Genomic DNA, 21,122 nt, shown 5'->3' on the forward strand with positions numbered 1-21,122 from the left:
CCCGACATGCTGCTCGATTCGATCCGCACCCAGCTCGATTCGCTCTCGAAGTCCGAGCGCAAGGTGGCGCTGGCCGTGCTGGAAGCGCCGGCCGCCATCGTCAGCCAGAACATCACGGCGCTTGCCAAAAGCGCGCAGGTGTCCGAGCCGACGGTGGTGCGTTTTTGCCGCACGCTCGGTTACGACGGCTGGCACGAATTCAAGCTGCGCCTGGCGCAGGGACTGGCGCTGGCACTGCCCTCATCGAACGAACAGCCGGCCCAGGACGACCTGGCGGCCGACCTGGTGAATAAAATCTGCAGCCGCTCGATCAACACCCTGCTCGACCTGCGCAACAACCTGAATGCCGAGTCGGTGCAAAAGGCGCTCGACATCCTGTCGCGCGCCAATAAAATCGAGTTCTACGGCCAGGGCACCTCCGGCATTGTCGCCGCCGACGCCCAGCACAAATTCTTCCGCTCGGGCGTGCCGACGGTGGCCTATGCCGACCCGGCGATCCACTCGATCGCGGCCTCCCTGCTGCGAGAGGGCGATGCCGTGGTCGCCATTTCCCAGCGCGGCAACAACTCGGCGCTGGTGCGCTCGGCCAAGCTGGCGCGGCGCGGCGGCGCCGAGGTGATTGTGCTGGCGCCGTCGGGCACGCCGCTGGCCGACATGGCGAGCGTGCTGATTCCGATCGACCTGGTTTTCAATATCGACCCCTACACACCGATCTCGGCGCGCCTGGCCTACCTGGTCGTGATCGACGTCCTGGCTGTGGGACTGGCGCTGCAGCGCGGCCCCGAGTTCCGGAAAAAAATGCAGAACGCGCAGAAGGCGCTGGAAGAATTCGATATGCAGTTCGATTCGTTTATCGGCTGAATACGCAGGCGCTCGGCTTCAGCGCCCGCCAGCAACGTCGATGAAGCTGCCCGTCGTGTACGAGGCGGCATCGGACAGCAACCACAAGACCGCCTGCGCGACTTCCATTGGCTCGCCGCCGCGCCCCATCGGCACCGTCGATTGCAGGCGCTGCACCCGTCCCGGCTCGCCGCCATCGGCGTGGATGTTCGTATGGATCAGGCCGGCGCGCACGCCGTTGACGCGGATGCCCTCGCCCGCCACTTCCTTGGCCAAGCCGATCGTCAGGGCATCGAGGGCGGCTTTCGAGGCTGCGTAGTCGACGTATTCGCCGGGCGATCCCAGCACGGCCGCGCGCGAGGACAGGTTCACGATGGCCCCGCCGCGCCCGCCCCGCGCGGTCGACATGCGGCGCACCGCTTCGCGCGCACACACAAAGCTGCCGACCACGTTGGTGGCCATGATGCGGCTGATGCGCGCCGCGTCCATCTGCTCGACGCGCATCTGCGGCGCCAGTACGCCGGCATTGTTGATCAAGGCGTCCAGTTGACCAAATTCGTCGTCGATGGCGGCGAACATGCGCAAGACCTCGGCTTCCTCTGCCACATCGGCCTGGATCGCGAAGGCCGTGCCGCCCGCGGCCCCGATGGCGCGCACCACGCCAGCCGCAGCGACCATGTCGCTGCGGTAATTGACGCACACTTGGTAGCCCTGTTCGGCCGCCAGCCGCGCGCAGGCGGCGCCGATGCCGCGCCCGCCGCCGGTGATAAGAACCGTTTTCGTCATGTCGCCTCCCGTGCAATGCGTCCGGCAAGCATAGCCGCTGCCGTTCACATATATAATGTTTTTTTACTAAAAGGCCAGTGTATGCGGCCGGTATGGCGACGACGATATGATGAAACGAAAGAAGCTGAGCTTCTGGGGCGCCGACGAGGATGACGACAGCCTGGTGCGCGAAGTCATCGCCGGCCGCAAGACCGTCACCGCCGATACGGTCGAGGACTATTACAAAGGTTATGGCGAGCTTGGCGACGGCGGCTATGTCGCCGGCGACCTGATCGAAGTGTTCGACTTGCGGGGCCGGCATCGCTGCACGATCCGCGCGACGGAGGTGCGCATCATCCGCTTCGGCGACATCCCGGAAGACGTGTGGCGCGGCGAGACGTTTACCAGTGCGCAGGAATTTCGCGACGTGCATGTTCGCTGCCTGCCGCATCTGGACTTGCATGACGATTTTCAATTCGTGACGCTGCATTTCGAGTTGGCCGAGCTGGCTGTAAAATAAGCGTTTTCGCCATGACTCTCTTTTGACTTCGCCCATGCACATCAATCCAGAACGCAGTACCCGTCCCGATTACGACCTGCTGGTGCGCCAGGTGGTCAGCGTGCTGGAGGGAGAACGCGACCTGACTGCCAACGCCGCGCAGTTTTCCGCGCTGGTGTACGACACTCTCGCCGACCTGAACTGGGCGGGCTTCTATCTCACCGTGCCGTCGAAAAAAGGCGAGGGCCAGGATTTGCTGGTCGGCCCTTTCCAGGGCAAGCCGGCCTGCGCACGGATTCCCTTCGGGCGCGGCGTCTGCGGCGCAACCGCGGTCGAGCGCCGCACCATCGTGGTGCCGGACGTGCATGCGTTCCCGGGGCACATCGCCTGCGATTCGGCCTCGGCATCCGAGATCGTGCTGCCGCTTATCAAGAATGGCGAGCTGCTGGGCGTGTTCGATATCGACAGCCCGAAGCTGGACCGGTTCTCCGATGAGGACCGGGCCGGGCTGGAAGCGATGGTGGCGGCATTTTTGGATGCGACCGATTGCAAATAATATTTGCATTTGATAACAAACAGGCAAATTACATGAACCAACTCGACCAACTCAAGCAGTACACCACCGTCGTTGCCGATACCGGCGACTTTCAATCGATCAAGGCGTATGCGCCGCAGGATGCGACGACCAATCCTTCGCTGATCCTGAAAGCGGTGCAGAAGCCGGAATACCTGCCGCTGCTGCAAAAGGCCGTGGCCGACTCGAAAGACGGCTCGACGGACGCCATTGTCGACAGCCTGCTGATCGCCTTCGGCGTCGAAATCCTGAAGTTTGTGCCGGGCCGCGTCTCGACCGAGATCGATGCGGCGCTCTCCTTCGACACCGAAGCAACGGTGGCAAAAGGCCGCGAACTGATTGCCCTGTACGAAGCGGCCGGCGTGTCGCGCGAGCGCGTCCTGATCAAGATCGCCTCGACCTGGGAAGGCATCCGCGCCGCCGAGATCCTGGAAAAGGACGGCATCCACTGCAACCTGACGCTGCTGTTCTCGCTGTGCCAGGCCGTTGCCTGCGCCGAAGCGGGCGTCAAGCTGATTTCGCCATTTGTCGGCCGCATCTACGACTGGCACAAGAAGTCGAGCGGCCTCGAGTACCAGGGCGCGGACGACCCAGGCGTGCAGTCGGTCAAGCGGATTTACCAGTACTACCGCAAGTTCGGCTACAAGACCGAGGTCATGGGCGCGAGCTTTCGCAACACCTCGCAGATCATCGAGCTGGCCGGTTGCGACCTGCTGACGATTTCGCCGGACCTGCTGCAAAAGCTCGCCGACAGCGATGCGCCGGTCGAGCGCAAGCTGACCGCGGACGTCGACGTGGCCGCCAAGGCGGAAATCGAGCGCATTGCGGTGGACGAGAAGTCCTTCCGCTTCATGCTCAACGAAGATGCGATGGGGACCGAGAAGCTGTCCGAAGGCATTCGCGCGTTTGTCGCCGATTCGGCCAAGCTCAAGAAGATGATCGAAGAAATGCGCTGAAGCCGCGAAGGCTCGCTTAGCGCAAAGACGCCGGCTTGATGCCGGCGTTTTGTCGTTCAGCGCGTGCGTATGCCGTCGAGCATGGTGCCGATCAGCGCGTCGCCGGTCTCGACCAGGCCGAAAGAGGCCGGCTCGAACATCCAGTTGCGGATCAGGCCATCCATCATGGCCCACAGGCCGAGCGAATACGTCAGCGTATCGACATCCTGGCGGATCAGCCCGGCCTCTTGCCCCAGTTCCAGGCGCTCCTGGACCTGGGACATCCACTCCTGCTGGTTATGGTGGCGCCGCACCCGCACGGCATCCATCTCGCTGACAAATTCGATTTTCAAGGAAGCGATCTCGAACACGCGGCGTGCCTGGGGATTGGTTTCGGTCACGCGGAAGATTTCGACCAAAAAGGCGCGCAGGTCGTCCAGCACCCGTGCCTCGTCGGCCTCGCCCAGCACGTTCAGGGCGCACTCGAAGGGCAAGGTCGCGCGTTCCATCATTGCATTGAACAGCGCGCTTTTGTCGTCAAAATGCCAATAAATAGCCCCGCGCGTCACGCCTGCTGCACTTGCGATATGCTGCAAGGTCGTGCGCGAGACACCTTGTTCCACGAATAATCTTTCCGCAGCGTCCAGGATGCTGTCGCGCGTCGCCGCTGCTTCTTCTTTTGTCCTGCGAGGCATGGCATCTCCGTTTTTGAGTGGTCCTGCACGTTAAACATACACTCGTGATAGTATATAAAAAATTCTGTAATAGCCAGTGATGAAGCCGTGCGCAGGGACCTCGAGGTTCTTGGGGCGGACTCATCTCCTCCAAAAAACTCGAAGGAAGCACACGTAATGCGCCCCGCTCACTCCTCTACTTTCTCCCTGACGCGAATCGCCGCCGGCACACTCATCGCCGTCGCCCTGCTCTCCAGCTGCGGCGACAAGGACGCCGCCCAGGCTGGCCCTGGCGCCGGCGGCAAGATGCCGCCGCCGGAAGTCGGCGTTATCACCACCAAATTCGAAACGGTGGCGCTGCAGACCGAACTGCCTGCCCGTGCCGAACCGGTGCGTACCGCGCAGGTCCGCGCCCGCGTCAACGGCGTCGTGCTCAAGCGCCTGTTCACCGAGGGCAGCGAAGTGCGCGAAGGCCAGTCGCTGTTCCAGATCGATCCGGCGCCCTACCAGGCACAGGTCGCGGCGGCACAAGCCGACCTCGGCCGCACCCAGGCCTCGCTGACCCAGGCCGCCGCCCAGGCCGCACGCTACAAGCCGCTGGTCGAGGCGAATGCGATCAGCAAGCAAGAATACACTAATGCAGTAGCTGCCCAGAAACAGGCTGAAGCAGCCGTGGCCGCTTCGCGCGCCCAGGTGCGCATCGCCCAGATCAACTCCGGTTACGCCAACGTCAACGCCCCGATTTCGGGCCGCATCGGCCGCGCCCTGGTGACCGAAGGCGCACTGGTATCAAGCACCGAGGGCACGGAACTGGCGCTGATCCAGCAAACCAGCTCGATGTACCTGAACATCACCCAGTCGGCTTCCGAATTGCAGCGCCTGCGCAAGCAGGCCTCGGGTGGCAACAGCAGCGCCAAGGACGCGCCCGTCACCGTGATCCTCGACGACGGCACCGAATTGCCGGTCCGCGGCCGCCTGTTGTTCTCTGACGTCACGGTCGACCCGGGCACCGGCCAGGTCAACCTGCGCGCTACCGTGCCGAATGCGGACAACGCCCTGCTGCCGGGCCAGTATGTGCGCGTCCGCGTGGCGCAGGCGCAACTGCCTAACGGCATCATCGTGCCGCAACAGGCCGTGACCCGCGGCGGCCCGCAGGGCGACACCCTGATGGTGGTCGGCGCCGACAACAAGCCGACCCCGCGCACCGTCAAGATCGGTTCGCAGCAAGGTTCCAGCTGGATCGTCACCGACGGCCTGAAAGAAGGCGAGCGCGTGATGGTCGACGGCTTCCAGAAGCTGCAGATGCTGCCGCCGGGTACGCCGGTCAAGGCAGTGCCATGGATGCCTGCCCAGGCCCCTGGTGTTGCAGCCGCGCCGGCAGTCGCCTCGGCGCGTAACTAAGCACCCCGGTACAGAACAGGACTATTGCAATGGCACGTTTCTTTATTGACCGCCCTATTTTCGCCTGGGTGATCGCGCTTTTCATCATGGTGATCGGCGCGGTCTCGATCACCCAGCTGCCGATCGCCCAGTATCCGAACGTGGCCCCGCCATCGATCGTGATCAATGCCGCCTACCCGGGCGCATCGGCCCAGACCCTGGAAGACTCGGTCATCTCCGTCATCGAACGCGAGATGAACGGCTCTCCGGGCCTGATCTACATGGAGTCGAGCAGCTCGGCCAACGGCAGCGGCTCGATCACCCTGACCTTCGAGACCGGCACCAATCCCGAGCTGGCCCAGGTGGACGTCCAGAACCGCCTGGCACGCGCCACCCCGCGCCTGCCGCAGGCCGTGAACCAGCAAGGCGTGCGTGTCGACAAGGTACGCGCCAACTTCCTGCTGTTTACCATCCTGTCCTCGTCAGATCCGAAGTGGGACCCGATTGCGCTGGGCGACTATGCCTCGCGCACGGTGCTGCCTGAAATCCAGCGCATCCCCGGCGTCGGCACCGCCCAGCTGTTCGGTACCGAGCGCGCGATGCGGGTCTGGATCGACCCGGCCAAGCTGGTCGGCCTGCGCCTGGCGCCAAGCGACGTCAACAATGCAATCCGCAGCCAGAACGCCCAGGTCGCTTCGGGCACCATCGGCGAACTGCCGCTGGCCCAGGGCCAGGAAATCAGTGCGACGGTCGTCGTCAGCGGTCAGCTGAGCACGGTCGAACAGTTCGGCAACATCGTACTGCGCGCCAACCCGGACGGCTCGACCGTGCGCCTGAAGGACGTGGCCCGCATCGAAATCGGAGGCCAGGCCTATTCCACCTCCGCACGCCTCAACGGCAAGCCGTCCACCGGTATCGGCGTGCAGCTGGCGCCGTCCGGCAACGCGTTGGAAACGGCGCGCCTGGTGCGCGAGCGCATGGACGAACTGTCGAAGTTCTTCCCGCCCGGCATGAAGGCAACCGTGCCTTTCGACAGCTCGAAATTCATCGACATCTCGATCGAGCAGGTGGTGCATACCCTGATCGAGGCGATCGTGCTGGTGTTCCTGGTGATGTACCTGTTCCTGCAAAACTTCCGCTACACCATCATCCCGACCATCGTGGTGCCGGTGGCCTTGCTCGGGTCGCTCGCCACCCTGCTGGCGCTCGGCTTCTCGATCAACGTGCTGACCATGTTCGGCATGGTGCTGGTGATCGGTATCGTGGTCGACGATGCCATCGTCGTGGTCGAAAACGTCGAGCGCATCATGAGCGAGGAAGGTTTGAGCCCGCTGCTGGCCACGCGCAAGGCCATGGGCCAGATTTCCGGCGCCATCATCGGCGTGACCGTGGTGCTGATGTCGGTGTTCGTGCCGCTGGCCTTCTTCGGCGGCGCCGTCGGCAACATCTATCGCCAGTTCGCGGCCGTCATGGTGTCCTCGATCGCCTTCTCGGCCTTCCTGGCGCTCACGCTCACCCCGGCGCTGTGCGCCCACCTGTTGAAACCGGTCGAAGCGGGCCACCACCATGCCAAGCGCGGCTTCTTCGGCTGGTTCAACCGCAAGTTCACCGCCACCGCCAAGGGTTACGAGGGCTGGGTCGGCAAGATCATCCGCGGCTCGGGCCGGGCGCTGGTGGTGTTCGTGCTGGTGGTCGGCCTGGTCGGCCTGCTGTTCTCGCGCATGCCGAATTCCTTCCTGCCGAACGAAGACCAGGGCTATATCATCGCCAACATCCAGCTGCCGCCGGGCGCGACGCTCGAGCGCACCAACGAAGTCATGCGCACCGCCGAAGCCTTCATCATGAAGCAGCCGGAAGTGGCGAACATGGTCAGCGTGCTGGGCTTCTCGTTCTCGGGCGCCGGCCAGAACATGGCGCTGGCCTTCATCCCGCTGAAGGACTGGGACGAGCGCAAGGGCGACGGCTCGAGCGCGCAGGACCTGGCCAACCGCATCATGGGCGGCCTGTCGGGCGTGCGCGATGCCTTCATCTTCGCGCTGTCGCCGCCGCCGATTCCGGAACTGGGCCGCGGCACCGGTTTCTCCTTCCGCCTGCAGGACCGCGGCGGCGCCGGCCACGACGCCCTGCTCGCGGCGCGCAACCAGCTGCTGGGCATGGCCTCGCAAAGCGCGATCCTGGCCGGCGTGCGTCCGGAAGGCCTGGAAGACGCGCCGCAAGTCATGCTCGACATCGACCGTGACAAGGCGCAGGCCCTCGGCGTCTCGTTTGAATCGATCAACAGCGCGATCTCGACTTCGCTCGGTTCGTCCTACGTGAACGACTTCCCGAACGCCGGCCGCCTGCAGCGTGTCGTGGTGCAGGCCGAAGCCTCGGCCCGCATGCAGCCGGACGACCTGCTGCGCCTGAACGCCATGAACGCCCAGGGCAACCCGGTGCCGCTGTCTTCCTTCGCTTCCACCCGCTGGCAGACCGGCCCGATGCAGACCATCCGCTACAACGGTTACTCGGCGATGAGCATCGCCGGCGACGCCAAGCCGGGTTACTCCACCGGCGACGCGATGGCCGAGATGGAAAACCTGGCGGCCAAGCTGCCGGCGGGCTTCGCGTTCGAGTGGACCGGCCAGTCGCGCGAGGAAGCGCAGTCCGGCTCGACGATGGGCATCCTGATGGCCTTCTCGATGCTGGCGATCTTCCTGGCGCTGGCGGCCCTGTACGAAAGCTGGTCGATCCCGGTGTCGGTGCTGCTGGTGGTGCCGCTCGGTATCCTCGGCGCGATCCTGGCGGCGATGATGCGCGGCTATCCAAACGACGTCTATTTCAAGATCGGCCTGGTCACCATCATCGGCCTGGCGGCGAAGAACGCGGTCCTGATCATCGAGTTCGCGAAAGATTTGCAGGCGCAGGGACGTACGCCGATGGAAGCGGCAATCGAAGCAGCGCACCTGCGTTTCCGCCCGATCATCATGACCTCGCTCGCCTTTATCCTCGGCGTGTCGCCACTGGTGCTGGCCGGCGGCGCCGGTTCGGCATCGCAAAGGGCTATCGGTACCGGCGTGATGGGTGGCATGATTACGGCTACCGTGCTCGGCGTGCTGTTCGTCCCGATGTTCTTTGTCGTGGTCCGCAAGTTTTTCAAGGGCAGCGAACGCCAGCGCAAGAAATACGCGCATGAAGAAACCGATGCAGCCGCTACTCCAGTCCAGGAAAAAATATGATCGTTCAACTACAAAAACTGACTCCTTTAATGCTGGCCCTGACGCTGGCCGGCTGCATGTCCCTGGCGCCGAATTACGAGCGCCCTGCCGCACCGGTGGCGCCGGCCTTCCCCGAGCTGGCGCGCGCCGGCGGCACGGCCTTGCCGGTGGCGACGTCGCAAGCCCCCGCCAACCTGGCCTGGCAGCAGTTCTTTGCCGACGCCCGCCTGCGCCAGCTGATCGAGCTGTCGCTGGCCAACAACCGCGACCTGCGCGTGTCGATCCTGAACATCGAGCAGGCCCGTGCCCAATACCGCATCACCCGTGCCGACCGCTACCCGACCGTTTCGGCGATCGTCCTCGCCAGCCGCCAGGCGGCGGGCGAGGACGCGCCGACCTCGAGCATCTACCAGGCGGGGTTCGGCGTCTCGGCCTTCGAGCTGGACCTGTTCGGGCGCGTGCGCAACCTGTCGCAGGCGGCGCTGTCGCAATTTCTCGCCACCGAGGAAGCGCGCCGCACCACGCAGCTCAGCCTGGTCGCGTCGGTCGCCAACACCTACCTGACCCTGTTGGCCGACGACGAACTGCTCGCCATCACCCAGCAGACCCTGAAAACCCGGGAAGAGTCCGACCGCCTGACGCGTCTGCGCTTCGAGAACGGCGTCGTGTCCAGGCTCGAGCTGCAGCAATCGGTGTCGCTGGTGGAGACTGCGCGCGCCGAGCTGGCGCGCTTCCAGCGCCAGCGCGCCCAGGACGCGAATTTGCTGACCCTGCTGGTGGGTCAGACGATTCCGGAAAACGTGCAGGCCGGCGCCACCCTGGCCACGACCGAGCTGCCCGAACTGCCGGCTGGCCTGCCGTCCGACCTGCTGACGGTGCGTCCGGACATTCGCGCGGCCGAGCAGCAACTGATCGCGGCGAATGCCAACATCGGCGCGGCGCGCGCCAACTACTTCCCGCGCATCTCGCTCACCGGCTCGGTCGGCAGCGCCAGCACCGAACTGTCCGGCCTGTTCAAGAGCGGTTCCTTCGGCTGGACCTTCGCGCCGCAAGCGGTGCTGCCGCTGTTTGATTTGGGCCGCATCGGCGCCGGCGTCGACGCCGCCCGTGCCGGGCGCGACGTCGCGGTCGCCCAGTACGAAGGCGCGATCCAGACCGCCTTCCGCGAAGTGGCCGACGCCCTCGCCGGCCAGGCGACCTTCAGCGAGCAGCTGCGCGCCCAGCGCGCGGTGGCCGCGGCCGAACAGGACCGCTACAACCTGTCCGAGCTGCGCTACAAGAGCGGCGCGGCCAGCTACCTCGACCTGCTCGACGCCCAGCGCTCGCTGTTCCAGGCCCAGCAGCTGGCGGTGCAGGCGAATTTGCAGCGCCTGCAGAACCAGGTGACGCTGTACCGCGTGCTCGGTGGCGGCTGGAGCGAGCCTGTCGTGACGGCGGCGGCGCCGGCACAGGCCGCGCGCTGAGCGAAGTCGGACTGTAAGACGAACCGGGCCGTGCGCCCGGTTTTTTTACGCCCGGATTCGTGTGGCCGCGCCGATGTGAACTTGGCTACACTGGCAGGGTCTACCAGTTGATCCGCCACCTGGCGTTGAGGACTGCCATGCGAAACTTTTTTCACTCACACTGGAAGGTCGTCGTTGCACTCATCCTGCTTATCCTGGTGGCTGTCCTGAGCTTCCGTCCCAAGGGCGCCGAGGCCGCGCCGGATCTTGCCGAGCGCATTCGCCAGCATGTGCGCGCGGTCGCGTCCAGCGAGCACAACACCGGGACACCGGAACAGCTCGAGCGCGCGGCCGTCTATATTGAATCCGAACTCAAGCGCGCGGGCTACCAGCCCGCGCGCCAGGAATACACGGCCGGCGGACAACAGGTGCGCAATATCGAGGTGGCGGTCGGCAAAGTCGCTGCCGGCAAACGGCCCGAACGTATCTTCATCGTCGGCGCCCACTACGACTCGGCCCCGGGGGCACCGGGCGCCAACGACAACGGCAGCGGCACCGCCGCCGTGCTCGAACTGGCCCGCCTGCTGAAAGCCATGCAGCCGCGCGCCGGCACCGAGGTGCGCTTCGTGTTTTTCGTCAATGAGGAGCCGCACTCGTTGATGGGTACGGACATGGGCAGCAGGCGCCACGCCGCCGGGCTGGGAGGCCGCAACCTGAGCACGGGTAATTTCATTGCCTTTGCCGGCACGCTGGAATCGTCGAACCTGGTGCGCGACGCACTAACCGCTTTTCGCCTCGCCCCGGAATTTCCCGCGCATGGGCTGGCGGCGCCGGCGCATACCACCGGGGTCACGCTGTCGGACCATACTTCCTACAACCGCCACGGCTACCCGGCGCTGATGATCACCGACACCGCCTTCATGCGCTACCCCTACTACCACACCGCCGAGGACACGCCGGACAAGCTCGATTACGAGAGCATGGCGCGGGTAGTGACGGGGCTGTCGAAGACGATCGTCAAGCTGGCGGGGGCGGCGGAGGGCTAGCCTTAGGGAAGCGGTTCGGGACGATACCTGGAGATGAGGGCATCGAGCAGTTGCGTCGTCGGCGCTTGCGACAGGGTCGACGCGACCTGGCGGATATCTTCTACTGGAAGGTCCCACCAGCGCAGCGTCAGCAAGCGTTCGATGATGTCCGCGTCAAAGCGCGTCTTGATGCACTTTGCGGGATTGCCGCCAACGATTTCGTAAGGCTGCACGTCTTTGACAACAACTGCGTTGGTCGCGATCACCGCCCCTGTCCCGATCGTGATGCCGGACATGATCGTCGCGTTATGACCGATCCAGACATCGTTGCCGATGATCACATCCCCGCGGGTCGCAGGGTGGCCCACAATGTCTTGTCCACCTAACTCGTCCGCAAAAATGTGACCGAACGGGAATGTCGTTATCCAGTCTGTCCGGTGGTTTCCTCCCAACAAGATCGTGGCATTTGCCAGCGAACAGAAGGCACCGATTTGAAGGCTGGCGCCTTCCCCCCACTGACGGACAGAAAGAAGCTCGAAGCCGTAAGTGTAGCGCCCGACGGTAATGGCGCTTTTCCCGATAGTTCCGTATTTACCGGTGTTATTGCTTTGGTTGGTCATGACGGCAACTTATCGTTGAAAGCGTGATTGGACGCTGCGAGGCGGCAGCAGGTTCGGCACCGGCGCACTGCTCAGCGCGCATCGGAAAGGAACATCTCTTGCAGGTCGTTGAGGAAACGCTGGCCAAGTTCAGTCGGACGGATCAGCTTGAAATCGCGGTAGAGCAGGCCCTTGGCTTCGGCGGCGTCGAGGGCCTTGCTGATCGCCGTAATGCCCATGCCGGTGCGTTCGTTGAACAGGTTCGGGTCGAAGCCGCCGGTCAGGCGCAGCGTGTTGAGCATGAACTCGAAACCCAGGTCGGCGCGCGCGATTTCATGCTCTTCCTGCACCGGGTTGCCGCGATTGGCCGCTTCGATGAAGGAAGCCGGCTGCTTGAAGCGGGCCTGGCGCAGGATCCGGTGCGGGAAGGAGAGTTTCGAGTGGGCGCCGGCGCCGATGCCGAGGTAGTCGCCAAAATTCCAGTAATTCAGGTTGTGGCGCGCGTGGCGGCCGCGTTGCGCGTAGGCCGACACTTCGTAGTGGTCGAAGCCGGCGCCGCGCATGGTCTCCGCGATCATGTCCTGCATGTCGGCGCTGGCGTCGTCGTCGGGCAGGCTGGGCGGATACTTGGCGAAGACCGTGTTCGGTTCCATCGTCAGGTGGTACAGCGACAGGTGCGGCGGCGCGAACGACAGCGCCGTTTTCAGGTCCTGCTCGGCCTCGGCCAGGGTCTGCGAAGGCAGCGCATACATCAGGTCGAGGTTGAAATTGTCGAAGGTCGAATGGGCGATTTCCACCGCGCGCAGGGCCTCACGCTCGTCGTGGATGCGGCCCAGCGATTTCAAATGGGCGCCGTTGAAACTCTGGATGCCGATCGACAGGCGGTTCACCCCGCTGTCGCGGTATTGGCGAAATTTTTCGACCTCGAAGGTGCCGGGGTTCGCTTCCATCGTGATTTCGGCATCGATCTCCAGCGGCAGCAAGGTGCGCACGTCCGACAACAACCGGTCGAGGCCGGCGGCCGACATCAGGCTGGGCGTGCCGCCGCCGATGAATACCGTGTGGATCCTGCGGCCCCAGATCAGCGGCAGCGATTGTTCGAGGTCCAGGCGCAGTGCGTCGAGGTAGGCTTTTTCCGGTAACTCGCCCTTGGCCTCGTGCGAATTGAAGTCGCAATACGGGCACTTGCGCACGCACCAGGGATAGTGGATGTAGAGCGACAGCGGCGGCAAGGCGCTCAGGTTCAGGGCGCCCGGCTGCAGGTATTGCAGGGCGGCGGTCGCGGGATTACGCGGCTCGTTCATGGTCGCGCCGGCGACTTTAATCGGGATCATTGCAGCTTTTCCACCAGCGCGCGCAGGGCCTGGCCGCGGTGCGAGAGCGCGTTCTTCTCGCTGGGGTCGAGTTCGGCGGTAGTCTTGCCGAGCGCGGGAATCAGGAAATGCGGATCGTAGCCGAAGCCGTTCGCGCCGCGCGGCGTATCGATGATGACGCCGTCCCAGCGGCCGTCGGCGATGACCGGCTGCGGATCGTCGGCGTGGCGCACGTAGACCAGCACGCAATAGTAATAGGCGGATTTGTCGGCGTGATTCGCCAGGTCGGCCACCAGTTTTGCGCTGTTGCGCGCGTCCGACTTCGGTTCGCCGGCAAAGCGCGCGGAATACACACCCGGGGCGCCGCCCAGCGCATTCACGCACACGCCGGAGTCGTCTGCCAGCGCCGGCAGCCCGGTCAGGCGCGCGGCGTGGCGCGCCTTTTCCAGTGCGTTCTCCACAAACGTGGCATGCGGTTCATCCGCTTCGGGCACGTCGAATTCGCCTTGCGGGTGCAGGGTGAAGCCGATGGGGCCGAGGATTTGCTGGAATTCCTTGAGCTTGCCGGCGTTGTTCGAGGCGAGGATGAGACGTTGGGTCATGGCGGGAGGGGAAGCGGAGGGAACGGAAGCGGGTATTTTACCCCGTCGTTACCCGTTCGTCAGGCAATCCCCAGCGCTTCCTTCTGCATCCGCACCAGGTCCGCAATCCCGCCCTGCGCCAGGTCGAGCAGGCGGTTCATGCCGGCGCGGTCGAACGCGACGCCTTCGGCCGTGCCCTGCACTTCGATGAAATGGCCGGCGTCGGTCATGACCACGTTCATGTCGGTGTCGCAGCCCGAATCCTCGACGTAATCGAGGTCGAGCACGGGCATGCCTTGATACACGCCGACCGAGATCGCCGCCACGAAGTGCTTCACCGGTACCGACGGCAGCAGCCCGCGCCCGACCAGGGCATTGAATGCGTCGTAGGCGGCGACCATGGCGCCGGTAATCGCCGCGGTGCGGGTGCCGCCGTCGGCCTGGATCACGTCGCAATCGAGGTGCAGCGTGCGTTCGCCGAAGGCTTCCAGGTCGAAGGCAGCGCGCAGCGAGCGGCCGATCAGGCGCTGGATCTCTTGCGTGCGGCCGGACTGCTTGCCGCGCGCGGCCTCGCGGTCCATGCGCGTGTGCGTCGAGCGCGGCAGCATGCCGTATTCGGCCGTCATCCAGCCCTGCCCTTTGCCCTTCAGGAAGCCGGGCACCTTCTCTTCGATGCTGGCGGTGCAGATCACCCTGGTGTCGCCGCACTCGATGAGTACCGAGCCTTCGGCGTGTTTCGTGTACTGGCGGGTGATGCGGATGCTGCGCAGCTGGTCGACTGCGCGGCCGCTCGGGCGGGATGCAAACGTCATGGTGAACCTTTTTCTTGTCTATTTAAGTAACTGGGAAGACTTTTCGATGGCCTGGTTGATCTCGGCAATCGCTTTTTCGATTTCGTCTTCATCGAAGGGGTCGACATCGAGCGCGGCCGGCGCGTGGCCGATCGTGCTGCTGACTTGATCTTCGGGCAGCATCAGGGTCGAGATCACGTTCGGCGAATTCGCATCGAGAGTGTCCGCCCCCTGCCAGCTGATCGCCAGCGCGGTCGTGTTGTCGGCGCGCGGGCCGCCGATCGCCGCGCCCATGGCGACCAGCTCCGGCACCGCCTGCACGACGGTCTGGGTAGCGAGCTTTTGCACGATTTCGGCGTCCGGCACGGTCGACCACAAACCGTCGGAGCACAGCAGCAGCACATCGCCCGCTTCCAGGCTGGCCTGGGTCGAAAGCTCGATGCGCGGCGGCGTCGGCGCCCCCAGGCAGTTATACAGCTTGTTGCGGTCGGGGTGGGTCATGCGTTCGGCCGGGCTGGCCAGGCCCTTGGCGATCAGGTATTCCAGGTGCGAATGGTCGCGCGTCTGCGCCAGCGTGCGGTTGCCGCGCACCCAGTACAGGCGCGAGTCGCCGCAATGGGCCCAGACCGCGCTGTTGTGCTGCACCAGGCAGGCGACGACCGTCGTGCGCGGGCTCTCGGGCAGCTTGTGGCGCGCCGTATAGGCCAGGATGTCGCGATGCGCCTGCACCAGCGCTTCTTCGAGAAAGCGTTCCGGTTTCTTGATATAGGGTTTGGCCGCCATCTGGAACATCATCGACAGGGTCTGCATGGCGATGGTGGCGGCGATTTCGCCGTGCTGGTGGCCGCCCATGCCATCGGCCAGCACCAGCAGCAACGCGTCGCGCGTGAAGCAGTAGCCCATCCGGTCCTGGTTGACGCTGCGCCCGCCGATGTGGGTTTGCTGGTAAACGGAAAACTGCATGGTGTCTCCTAGTCGCCTGCGCCGCTGCGGGCGCGGCCGAATGAACCGAGGCGGCCCAGCAAACCACGCAGGCCTCCCGGGGGTGCTTCGACGGTTTGCGCCTGCGCCACCAGGGGCGCGGCCTGCAGCACCTTCTGAACGGCGAACACGCTTTGCGGGCGCGCCATCGGATCGAGCGACAGGCAGGCGCGCACCATGGCGATCAGCTCGGCCGAATAGCTGTCCGCCAGCGCCTCGAACTGGGCCGGCAGCTTGTCGTCCAGCTTGCGCGCGTCGGCCGCCTGCGGGGGCGAGCCGGTCATGCAGGCGAACATCGACGCCCCCAGGCTGTAGATGTCGGACCATGGGCCCAGCGGCAGTCCCTTGGCATACAGGTCGGGCGGCGCGAAGCCGGGCGTGTACATCGGCGCCAGCATCGGCGCATCGTTCTTGATGGCCTGGCGCGCCGCGCCGAAGTCGAGCAGGATGGGCGAGCCGTCGGTGCGCAGGTAGATGTTGGCCGGTTTCAGGTCGAGATGCAGCAGCTTGTTGGCATGGGTTTCGCGCAGGCCGCGGCAGACGCCGTCGAAGACCTGGCGGATGAAGGCGTCGCCGAGGGAGCCGCCCTTGCCGACGCTGCGGGCGACGTGTTCCTGCAGCGAATGGCCGGACTCGTAGGCCATCACCATGTACACGGTTTCGTTGGCGCGGAAAAAGTTCAGAATGCGCACCACATTCGGGTGGATGATGCGCGCCAGCGCCCTGCCCTCCTCGAAAAAGCACTTGAGGCCGATGCGAAACAGGGGCAGGTTCGGCCGGGTGATGGTGGGCGCGAGCTCGCCCGGCTGGCGCAGCGCGAGTGCGCTCGGCAGGTATTCCTTGATGGCGACGGCGTTGCCTTCGGCGTCATAGGCGAGATAGACGATACTGAACCCACCGGACGCGATTTTCTTTACAATGCGATATCCGGCAATCTCCAGCCCATCCGGCAAGGGTGCGTTATTTTGTGCGGCCATACTGAAGAGTCCCTTGCATAACACGGCGATTGTGTGGATAAATGTCGGCTTTGTAAAGAATAATGAGCGTCCAAACGCTCTGAAAAAAAACCGGGGACTCCATTGAGCATTTCTAGCATGACAGGCTATGCGGTTGCCACCAGCGAAGGCGCTGCCGGCACCCTCACGATCGAGATCAAGAGCGTCAACTCGCGCTTCCTCGATCTCCAGTTCCGCATCAACGACGAATTGCGCGCGCTGGAACCGGACCTGCGCGCCGCCATCATGGCCGCCATCACCCGCGGCAAGGTCGAAGCCCGCCTGTCGTTCGGACGCAAGGTCGCCGGCGGCGCCCAGGCGCTGAACCAGGAATTGCTGGCCGACCTGGCGCGCCTGCAAACGGAAGTCACCCGCCATTTCGTCTCGGCGCCGCTGATGTCGGTGGCCGAGCTGCTGCGCTGGCCTGGCGTGGTCGAAGAGTCGCATATCGGCCAGGAATCGCTCCAGGCGGACGTGGCCGCGCTGACCGCCAGGACGGTCGCCGCCTTTGTCGAGAGCCGCCGGCGCGAAGGCGCGGCCCTGGAGGCGATGCTGCAGTCGCGCATCGACGCGATGGAAGTGATCGTCAAGCGCATCACGCCGCTGATCCCGCAGGTGATCGCCCAGTTCCAGCAAAAGGCCGTCGAGCGCATGCAGGATGCGCTGGGTCTGGCCGGCCACGGCAACCCGTCGGTCCTGAGCCGCCAGGAAGTGTTCGAGCGGATCCGCCAGGAAGTGACGCTGTACGGCATCCGGATCGACGTCTCCGAAGAATTGTCGCGCCTGTCCGCGCACCTGAACGAAACCCGCCACATCCTGAAAAAAGGCGGCCAGGTCGGCAAGCGCCTCGACTTCATGATGCAGGAACTGAACCGCGAAGCCAATACGCTGGGCGCCAAGGCGTCGGTCAAGGAGCTGGCGGATGCGTCGATGGAGCTGAAATTGCTGATCGAGCAGATGCGGGAGCAGGTGCAGAACCTGGAGTAATGACAATTTGATTCGGCGGCCGGATATTCACGGGCCGCTTGAACGCGTGGGCGGGGGACCCGCCCACCCTACGGTGCAGACACGTAGGGTGGGCAGGTTTCCTGCCCACGCGTTCAACTATATGATGAACAATCGCGACATAAAAAGGACCACCCCATGATCACCACCGCTTTCTCCGGCAGCCTGTTCGTCGTCGCCGCGCCATCGGGCGCCGGCAAATCGACCCTGGTCAATGCGCTGCTGGCCCAGGAGCCGGGCATCCAGCTGTCGATCTCGACCACGACGCGCCAGCCGCGCCCGGGCGAGCAGGACGGCCGCGAATACCATTTTACAAACGCCGAGGATTTTGTCGCGCGCGCCGACCGCGGCGAATTCCTGGAGTGGGCTGAAGTGCACGGCAATTACTACGGCACCAGCCGCCTGAACGTCGAAGACAAGATGAAGACCGGCACCGATATCCTGCTGGAGATCGACTGGCAGGGCGCGCGCCAGGTGAAGAAGCAGTTCCCGGACGCGTCCGGCATCTTCATCCTGCCGCCCTCGATCGAGGCGCTGGAACAGCGCCTGCACAAGCGCGGCACCGACGAACCGCACATCATCACGCGTCGTTTGCTGGCCGCCGGCGGGGAGATCGCTCACGCTCCCGAGTTCGAATATGCTATCATCAACGAAGAGTTCAATGTCGCCCTGGCCCAGCTGCGGGCGATTGTCCAGGCGACACGTTGCCGCTTCGCCCAACAAGCGGCCCGCAACGCCTCGCTGTTCGCCCAGCTTGGAATCCACGCGCACCAACCCACGTAATTCGTCAGCGTCCATCGCTGCCGCCGTACTTTGTCCATTCAGGAGCTACACATGGCACGTATCACCATCGAAGATTGCCTCAAGCACATCCCTAACCGCTTCCAGCTGACCCTGGCCGCCACCTACCGTGCGCGCCAGCTGCTGCAGGGCCATACGCCGAAGGTCGAAGCCAAGGACAAGCCGACCGTCGTCGCGCTGCGCGAGATCGCCGCCGGTAAAGTGGGCGTGGAAATGCTGAAAAAAGTGCCGATGTAAGCTGGCTCCTTGCCTGACTGTGCCCGCCCGTAATTCTGTTATTCTGTCACCACACTGCGGCTGATCGACATAACATGAACCTGTTTCCCCCGGACTCGACACATTCAGGCAATACCCCGCCCCGGGCCAAGCGCCAGGGCAAGCCGCAAGAAGTTCCCGAACCGCCAGCTCCGGGCGTCGCCTCGGTCACGCAGCTGATCAACCAGCTGTCGGATTACCTCACTCCCGCCGAACTCAAGAAGGTCAAGGAAGCCTACCGCTTCTCCGACGAGATGCACCTGGGCCAGGTGCGCAAGTCGGGCGAACCCTATATTTCGCACCCGATCGCCGTCGCCGAGATCTGCGCTGAGTGGAAACTCGACGTCCAGGCCATCATGGCCGCCTTGCTGCACGACGTGATCGAAGACCAGGACGTCAAGAAGGAAGAGCTGCTCGAGCGTTTCGGCCCGCAGGTGGCCGACCTGGTCGACGGCCTGTCGAAGCTCGAAAAAATCGAATTCCAGAGCCTGGTCGAGGCGCAGGCGGAAAACTTCCGCAAGATGCTGCTCGCCATGGCTTCCGACGTGCGCGTGATCCTGATCAAGCTTGCCGACCGCCTGCACAACATGCGCACGCTGGGCGCGATGGTGGCCGCCAAGCGGCGCCGCATCGCCAGTGAGACGATGGAAGTGTACGTGCCGATCGCGCACCGACTCGGCCTGAACAATATCTACCGCGAACTCCAGGACCTGGCGTTTTCGCACCTCTACCCGCTGCGCTACCGCACCCTGGCCAAGGCAGTGAAATCGGCGCGCGGCAACCGCCGCGAAGTCGTCAAGAAAATCCTCGAGTCGGTCAAGCACAGCCTGTCGCTGGCAGGCATCCACGCCGAAGTCTATGGCCGCGAAAAAACCCTGTACGGCATCTATAAAAAGATGCGCAACAAGCACCTGTCGTTTTCGCAGGTGCTCGACGTGTACGGTTTCCGCGTCGTGGTCGACAACATCCCGAATTGCTACGTCACGCTCGGTTCGCTGCATGGCCTGTACAAGCCGATGCCGGGCAAGTTCAAGGACTACATTGCGATCCGCAAGATCAACGGCTACCAGTCGCTGCACACGACCCTGATCGGCCCTTACGGCACCCCGGTCGAATTCCAGATCCGCACCCAGGACATGCATCGCACCGCCGAGTCCGGCGTGGCGGCGCACTGGCTGTACAAGACGGGCGACCAGAACATGTCGGACCTGCAGCAGCGCACCCACGCCTGGCTGCAGTCGCTGCTCGACATCCAGCAGCAGACCGGCGACTCGGCCGAATTCCTCGAGCACGTGAAGGTCGACCTGTTCCCGGACTCGGTCTACGTGTTCACGCCGAAGTCGAAGATCATCGCCCTGCCGCGTGGCGCCACGGCGCTCGACTTCGCCTATTCGATCCACACCGGCATCGGCGACCATACGGTGGCGGTCAAGATCAACAACGAAACCCAGCACCTGCGCACCGAGCTGCACAACGGCGACATCGTCGAGATCGTCACCGATCCAGATTCGCGCCCGAGCCCGACCTGGCTCAGCTATGTGCGTACCGGCAAGGCGCGTTCGGCGATCCGCCACTACCTGCGCACCATCAACGTCAACGAGTCGGTGGAACTCGGTCAGGAACTGCTGTCGCAGGCCCTGGCCGCGCGCAATATCGAGGCCGAACTCTCGTCCACCACCATCGACCGCCTGCTGGCCGAATCCTCGGCCAAGTCGATGGACGAGCTGTATGCCGACATCGGCATCGGCAAGCGCATGCCGGCCCTGGTGGCGCGCCACATTTTCGGCCTGATGGATGTCGATTCGGAGGGCCGCGCGTCTTCGTCGGTGCAGACTGCGTGCGGCGCGGGCGGCGACATCGATCCGGTCACGATCTACGGCAGCGAAGGCGTGTCGGTGCAGCTGGCGCCCTGCTGCCTGCCGATCCCGGGCGATCTGATCAGCGGCCAGCTGCGGCGCGACCAGGGCCTGGTGGTGCACACCTGCGACTGCCTGCCGGCCAAGCGCCTGCGCGTGAAGGAACCGGACCGCTGGATCGCCGTGCAGTGGGGCGAAGAACTGAACCGCCGCTTCGACTGCCGCATCCGCCTGTTGATCAACAACGAAAAAGGCATCCTCGCACGCGTGGCGGCCGAGATCGGCGAGTCCGACGGCAACATCACCTATGTCGGCATGGACGAGGACGACGAAAACATGATGACCCAGCTGCGCTTCACCATCCAGGTGAAGGACCGCGTGCACCTGGCGCACCTGATCCGCAACCTGCGGCGGGTGGCGGGCGTGAACCGGGTCGAGCGCGAGCGGGCCTGATCCGCGGCGGCGCAGGCCGCCGCTCCGATTTCCTCTCAATCCGCCTTACTCACTGTAGAGCTAGTCTCTCCTGCCCTGAGTAAATTTATTTACTTTTTTGCGACAGGAAATCGTAAATACAGCCTGAACAATGGTATATTTTTGTTCACATATTCATTGTGCAT

Annotated in this window: 20 protein-coding genes; 12 read left to right on the top strand and 8 right to left on the bottom strand. The window is 64.3% G+C overall.

Annotated elements, in window-relative coordinates; genetic code table 11:
* The first annotated feature begins 6 nt into the window (after positions 1-6).
* A complete protein-coding gene (locus AC56KZ_RS06515) occupies positions 7-861 on the top strand; it encodes an SIS domain-containing protein (protein WP_497161340.1) in 855 nt (284 codons plus the stop codon).
* 18 nt (positions 862-879) lie between these two features.
* On the opposite strand, the gene AC56KZ_RS06520 is transcribed toward AC56KZ_RS06515, so the two are convergent.
* Complete coding sequence (locus AC56KZ_RS06520; protein ID WP_497161341.1) at positions 880-1,626, bottom strand: SDR family oxidoreductase; 747 nt, start codon at positions 1,624-1,626, stop codon at positions 880-882.
* A gap of 106 nt (positions 1,627-1,732) precedes the next feature.
* Here AC56KZ_RS06520 and AC56KZ_RS06525 point away from each other — a divergent pair, with 106 nt between their 5' ends.
* Genes AC56KZ_RS06525 through tal form a run of 3 tightly spaced genes read left to right on the top strand, consistent with a single transcriptional unit; the run spans position 1,733 to position 3,634 of the window.
* Positions 1,733-2,125: an ASCH domain-containing protein gene (locus tag AC56KZ_RS06525; protein WP_497161342.1), complete on the top strand. Its 393-nt coding sequence runs from the start codon at positions 1,733-1,735 to the stop codon at positions 2,123-2,125.
* Between the two features lie 34 nt (positions 2,126-2,159).
* Entirely contained in the window at positions 2,160-2,660 is a 501-nt protein-coding gene (locus tag AC56KZ_RS06530) for a GAF domain-containing protein (RefSeq protein WP_497161343.1), read from the top strand.
* Between the two features lie 32 nt (positions 2,661-2,692).
* Positions 2,693-3,634 carry a transaldolase gene (gene tal, locus AC56KZ_RS06535; protein WP_497161344.1) on the top strand — a complete coding sequence of 314 codons (942 nt, stop codon included), beginning with the start codon at positions 2,693-2,695 and terminating at the stop codon, positions 3,632-3,634.
* 56 nt (positions 3,635-3,690) lie between these two features.
* On the opposite strand, the gene AC56KZ_RS06540 is transcribed toward tal, so the two are convergent.
* A complete protein-coding gene (locus tag AC56KZ_RS06540; RefSeq protein ID WP_497161345.1) occupies positions 3,691-4,308 on the bottom strand; it encodes a TetR family transcriptional regulator in 618 nt (205 codons plus the stop codon).
* A gap of 156 nt (positions 4,309-4,464) precedes the next feature.
* On the opposite strand from AC56KZ_RS06540, the gene AC56KZ_RS06545 reads away from it, so the two are divergent.
* The 4 genes from AC56KZ_RS06545 to AC56KZ_RS06560 all read left to right on the top strand — a co-directional run bounded on the left by AC56KZ_RS06545 (position 4,465) and on the right by AC56KZ_RS06560 (position 11,349).
* Entirely contained in the window at positions 4,465-5,688 is a 1,224-nt protein-coding gene (locus AC56KZ_RS06545; RefSeq protein ID WP_497161346.1) for an efflux RND transporter periplasmic adaptor subunit, read from the top strand.
* 29 nt (positions 5,689-5,717) lie between these two features.
* Positions 5,718-8,882 carry an efflux RND transporter permease subunit gene (locus AC56KZ_RS06550; RefSeq protein WP_497161347.1) on the top strand — a complete coding sequence of 1,055 codons (3,165 nt, stop codon included), beginning with the start codon at positions 5,718-5,720 and terminating at the stop codon, positions 8,880-8,882.
* Positions 8,879-10,324, top strand: a complete 1,446-nt coding sequence (locus AC56KZ_RS06555; protein ID WP_497161348.1) for an efflux transporter outer membrane subunit — start codon at positions 8,879-8,881, stop codon at positions 10,322-10,324. Before AC56KZ_RS06550 ends, AC56KZ_RS06555 begins: the two co-directional genes overlap by 4 nt.
* Positions 10,325-10,461: 137 nt before the next feature.
* On the top strand, positions 10,462-11,349 hold the full coding sequence (locus AC56KZ_RS06560) for a M28 family peptidase (protein WP_497161349.1): 888 nt from the start codon (positions 10,462-10,464) through the stop codon (positions 11,347-11,349).
* Positions 11,350-11,351: 2 nt separating this feature from the next.
* Here AC56KZ_RS06560 and AC56KZ_RS06565 read toward each other — a convergent pair whose 3' ends face one another.
* From AC56KZ_RS06565 to AC56KZ_RS06590, 6 genes are all read right to left on the bottom strand, one after another.
* Positions 11,352-11,948 carry a CatB-related O-acetyltransferase gene (locus AC56KZ_RS06565; protein ID WP_497161350.1) on the bottom strand — a complete coding sequence of 199 codons (597 nt, stop codon included), beginning with the start codon at positions 11,946-11,948 and terminating at the stop codon, positions 11,352-11,354.
* 71 nt (positions 11,949-12,019) lie between these two features.
* Positions 12,020-13,261 (bottom strand): radical SAM family heme chaperone HemW, encoded by a 1,242-nt coding sequence (gene hemW, locus AC56KZ_RS06570; protein ID WP_497161351.1) that lies wholly within the window; start codon positions 13,259-13,261, stop codon positions 12,020-12,022.
* Positions 13,258-13,842: an RdgB/HAM1 family non-canonical purine NTP pyrophosphatase gene (gene rdgB, locus AC56KZ_RS06575; protein ID WP_497161352.1), complete on the bottom strand. Its 585-nt coding sequence runs from the start codon at positions 13,840-13,842 to the stop codon at positions 13,258-13,260. Before rdgB ends, hemW begins: the two co-directional genes overlap by 4 nt.
* Positions 13,843-13,901: 59 nt before the next feature.
* On the bottom strand, positions 13,902-14,633 hold the full coding sequence (gene rph, locus AC56KZ_RS06580; protein WP_497161353.1) for a ribonuclease PH: 732 nt from the start codon (positions 14,631-14,633) through the stop codon (positions 13,902-13,904).
* An 18-nt stretch (positions 14,634-14,651) separates the two neighbouring features.
* Positions 14,652-15,575 carry a PP2C family protein-serine/threonine phosphatase gene (locus tag AC56KZ_RS06585; RefSeq protein ID WP_497161354.1) on the bottom strand — a complete coding sequence of 308 codons (924 nt, stop codon included), beginning with the start codon at positions 15,573-15,575 and terminating at the stop codon, positions 14,652-14,654.
* A gap of 8 nt (positions 15,576-15,583) precedes the next feature.
* On the bottom strand, positions 15,584-16,570 hold the full coding sequence (locus AC56KZ_RS06590; protein WP_497161355.1) for a serine/threonine-protein kinase: 987 nt from the start codon (positions 16,568-16,570) through the stop codon (positions 15,584-15,586).
* 117 nt (positions 16,571-16,687) lie between these two features.
* Between AC56KZ_RS06590 and AC56KZ_RS06595 the strand changes: the two genes are divergently transcribed.
* The 4 genes from AC56KZ_RS06595 to AC56KZ_RS06610 all read left to right on the top strand — a co-directional run bounded on the left by AC56KZ_RS06595 (position 16,688) and on the right by AC56KZ_RS06610 (position 20,958).
* Positions 16,688-17,575, top strand: a complete 888-nt coding sequence (locus tag AC56KZ_RS06595; protein ID WP_497161356.1) for a YicC/YloC family endoribonuclease — start codon at positions 16,688-16,690, stop codon at positions 17,573-17,575.
* A 156-nt stretch (positions 17,576-17,731) separates the two neighbouring features.
* A complete protein-coding gene (gmk, locus tag AC56KZ_RS06600; protein WP_497161357.1) occupies positions 17,732-18,376 on the top strand; it encodes a guanylate kinase in 645 nt (214 codons plus the stop codon).
* 51 nt (positions 18,377-18,427) lie between these two features.
* Complete coding sequence (gene rpoZ, locus AC56KZ_RS06605; protein WP_497161358.1) at positions 18,428-18,631, top strand: DNA-directed RNA polymerase subunit omega; 204 nt, start codon at positions 18,428-18,430, stop codon at positions 18,629-18,631.
* Between the two features lie 74 nt (positions 18,632-18,705).
* Positions 18,706-20,958 carry a RelA/SpoT family protein gene (locus AC56KZ_RS06610; RefSeq protein ID WP_497161359.1) on the top strand — a complete coding sequence of 751 codons (2,253 nt, stop codon included), beginning with the start codon at positions 18,706-18,708 and terminating at the stop codon, positions 20,956-20,958.
* The last annotated feature ends 164 nt before the right edge of the window (positions 20,959-21,122 follow it).

Source organism: Telluria sp. LT2P34 (assembly GCF_059685915.1).

What these genes read in the sequence shown, in the direction of transcription:
- AC56KZ_RS06565 (WP_497161350.1), bottom strand. Translation starts at nt 11,948, where the DNA reads ATGACCAACCAAAGCAATAACACCGGTAAATACGGAACTATCGGGAAA.
- AC56KZ_RS06595 (WP_497161356.1), top strand. Translation starts at nt 16,688, where the DNA reads ATGACAGGCTATGCGGTTGCCACCAGCGAAGGCGCTGCCGGCACCCTC.
- hemW (WP_497161351.1), bottom strand. Translation starts at nt 13,261, where the DNA reads ATGATCCCGATTAAAGTCGCCGGCGCGACCATGAACGAGCCGCGTAAT.
- gmk (WP_497161357.1), top strand. Translation starts at nt 17,732, where the DNA reads ATGATCACCACCGCTTTCTCCGGCAGCCTGTTCGTCGTCGCCGCGCCA.
- AC56KZ_RS06560 (WP_497161349.1), top strand. Translation starts at nt 10,462, where the DNA reads ATGCGAAACTTTTTTCACTCACACTGGAAGGTCGTCGTTGCACTCATC.
- AC56KZ_RS06530 (WP_497161343.1), top strand. Translation starts at nt 2,160, where the DNA reads ATGCACATCAATCCAGAACGCAGTACCCGTCCCGATTACGACCTGCTG.
- AC56KZ_RS06525 (WP_497161342.1), top strand. Translation starts at nt 1,733, where the DNA reads ATGATGAAACGAAAGAAGCTGAGCTTCTGGGGCGCCGACGAGGATGAC.
- AC56KZ_RS06585 (WP_497161354.1), bottom strand. Translation starts at nt 15,575, where the DNA reads ATGCAGTTTTCCGTTTACCAGCAAACCCACATCGGCGGGCGCAGCGTC.
- AC56KZ_RS06610 (WP_497161359.1), top strand. Translation starts at nt 18,706, where the DNA reads ATGAACCTGTTTCCCCCGGACTCGACACATTCAGGCAATACCCCGCCC.
- AC56KZ_RS06555 (WP_497161348.1), top strand. Translation starts at nt 8,879, where the DNA reads ATGATCGTTCAACTACAAAAACTGACTCCTTTAATGCTGGCCCTGACG.
- AC56KZ_RS06515 (WP_497161340.1), top strand. Translation starts at nt 7, where the DNA reads ATGCTGCTCGATTCGATCCGCACCCAGCTCGATTCGCTCTCGAAGTCC.
- AC56KZ_RS06540 (WP_497161345.1), bottom strand. Translation starts at nt 4,308, where the DNA reads ATGCCTCGCAGGACAAAAGAAGAAGCAGCGGCGACGCGCGACAGCATC.
- rpoZ (WP_497161358.1), top strand. Translation starts at nt 18,428, where the DNA reads ATGGCACGTATCACCATCGAAGATTGCCTCAAGCACATCCCTAACCGC.
- rdgB (WP_497161352.1), bottom strand. Translation starts at nt 13,842, where the DNA reads ATGACCCAACGTCTCATCCTCGCCTCGAACAACGCCGGCAAGCTCAAG.
- AC56KZ_RS06590 (WP_497161355.1), bottom strand. Translation starts at nt 16,570, where the DNA reads ATGGCCGCACAAAATAACGCACCCTTGCCGGATGGGCTGGAGATTGCC.
- tal (WP_497161344.1), top strand. Translation starts at nt 2,693, where the DNA reads ATGAACCAACTCGACCAACTCAAGCAGTACACCACCGTCGTTGCCGAT.
- AC56KZ_RS06520 (WP_497161341.1), bottom strand. Translation starts at nt 1,626, where the DNA reads ATGACGAAAACGGTTCTTATCACCGGCGGCGGGCGCGGCATCGGCGCC.
- AC56KZ_RS06550 (WP_497161347.1), top strand. Translation starts at nt 5,718, where the DNA reads ATGGCACGTTTCTTTATTGACCGCCCTATTTTCGCCTGGGTGATCGCG.
- rph (WP_497161353.1), bottom strand. Translation starts at nt 14,633, where the DNA reads ATGACGTTTGCATCCCGCCCGAGCGGCCGCGCAGTCGACCAGCTGCGC.
- AC56KZ_RS06545 (WP_497161346.1), top strand. Translation starts at nt 4,465, where the DNA reads ATGCGCCCCGCTCACTCCTCTACTTTCTCCCTGACGCGAATCGCCGCC.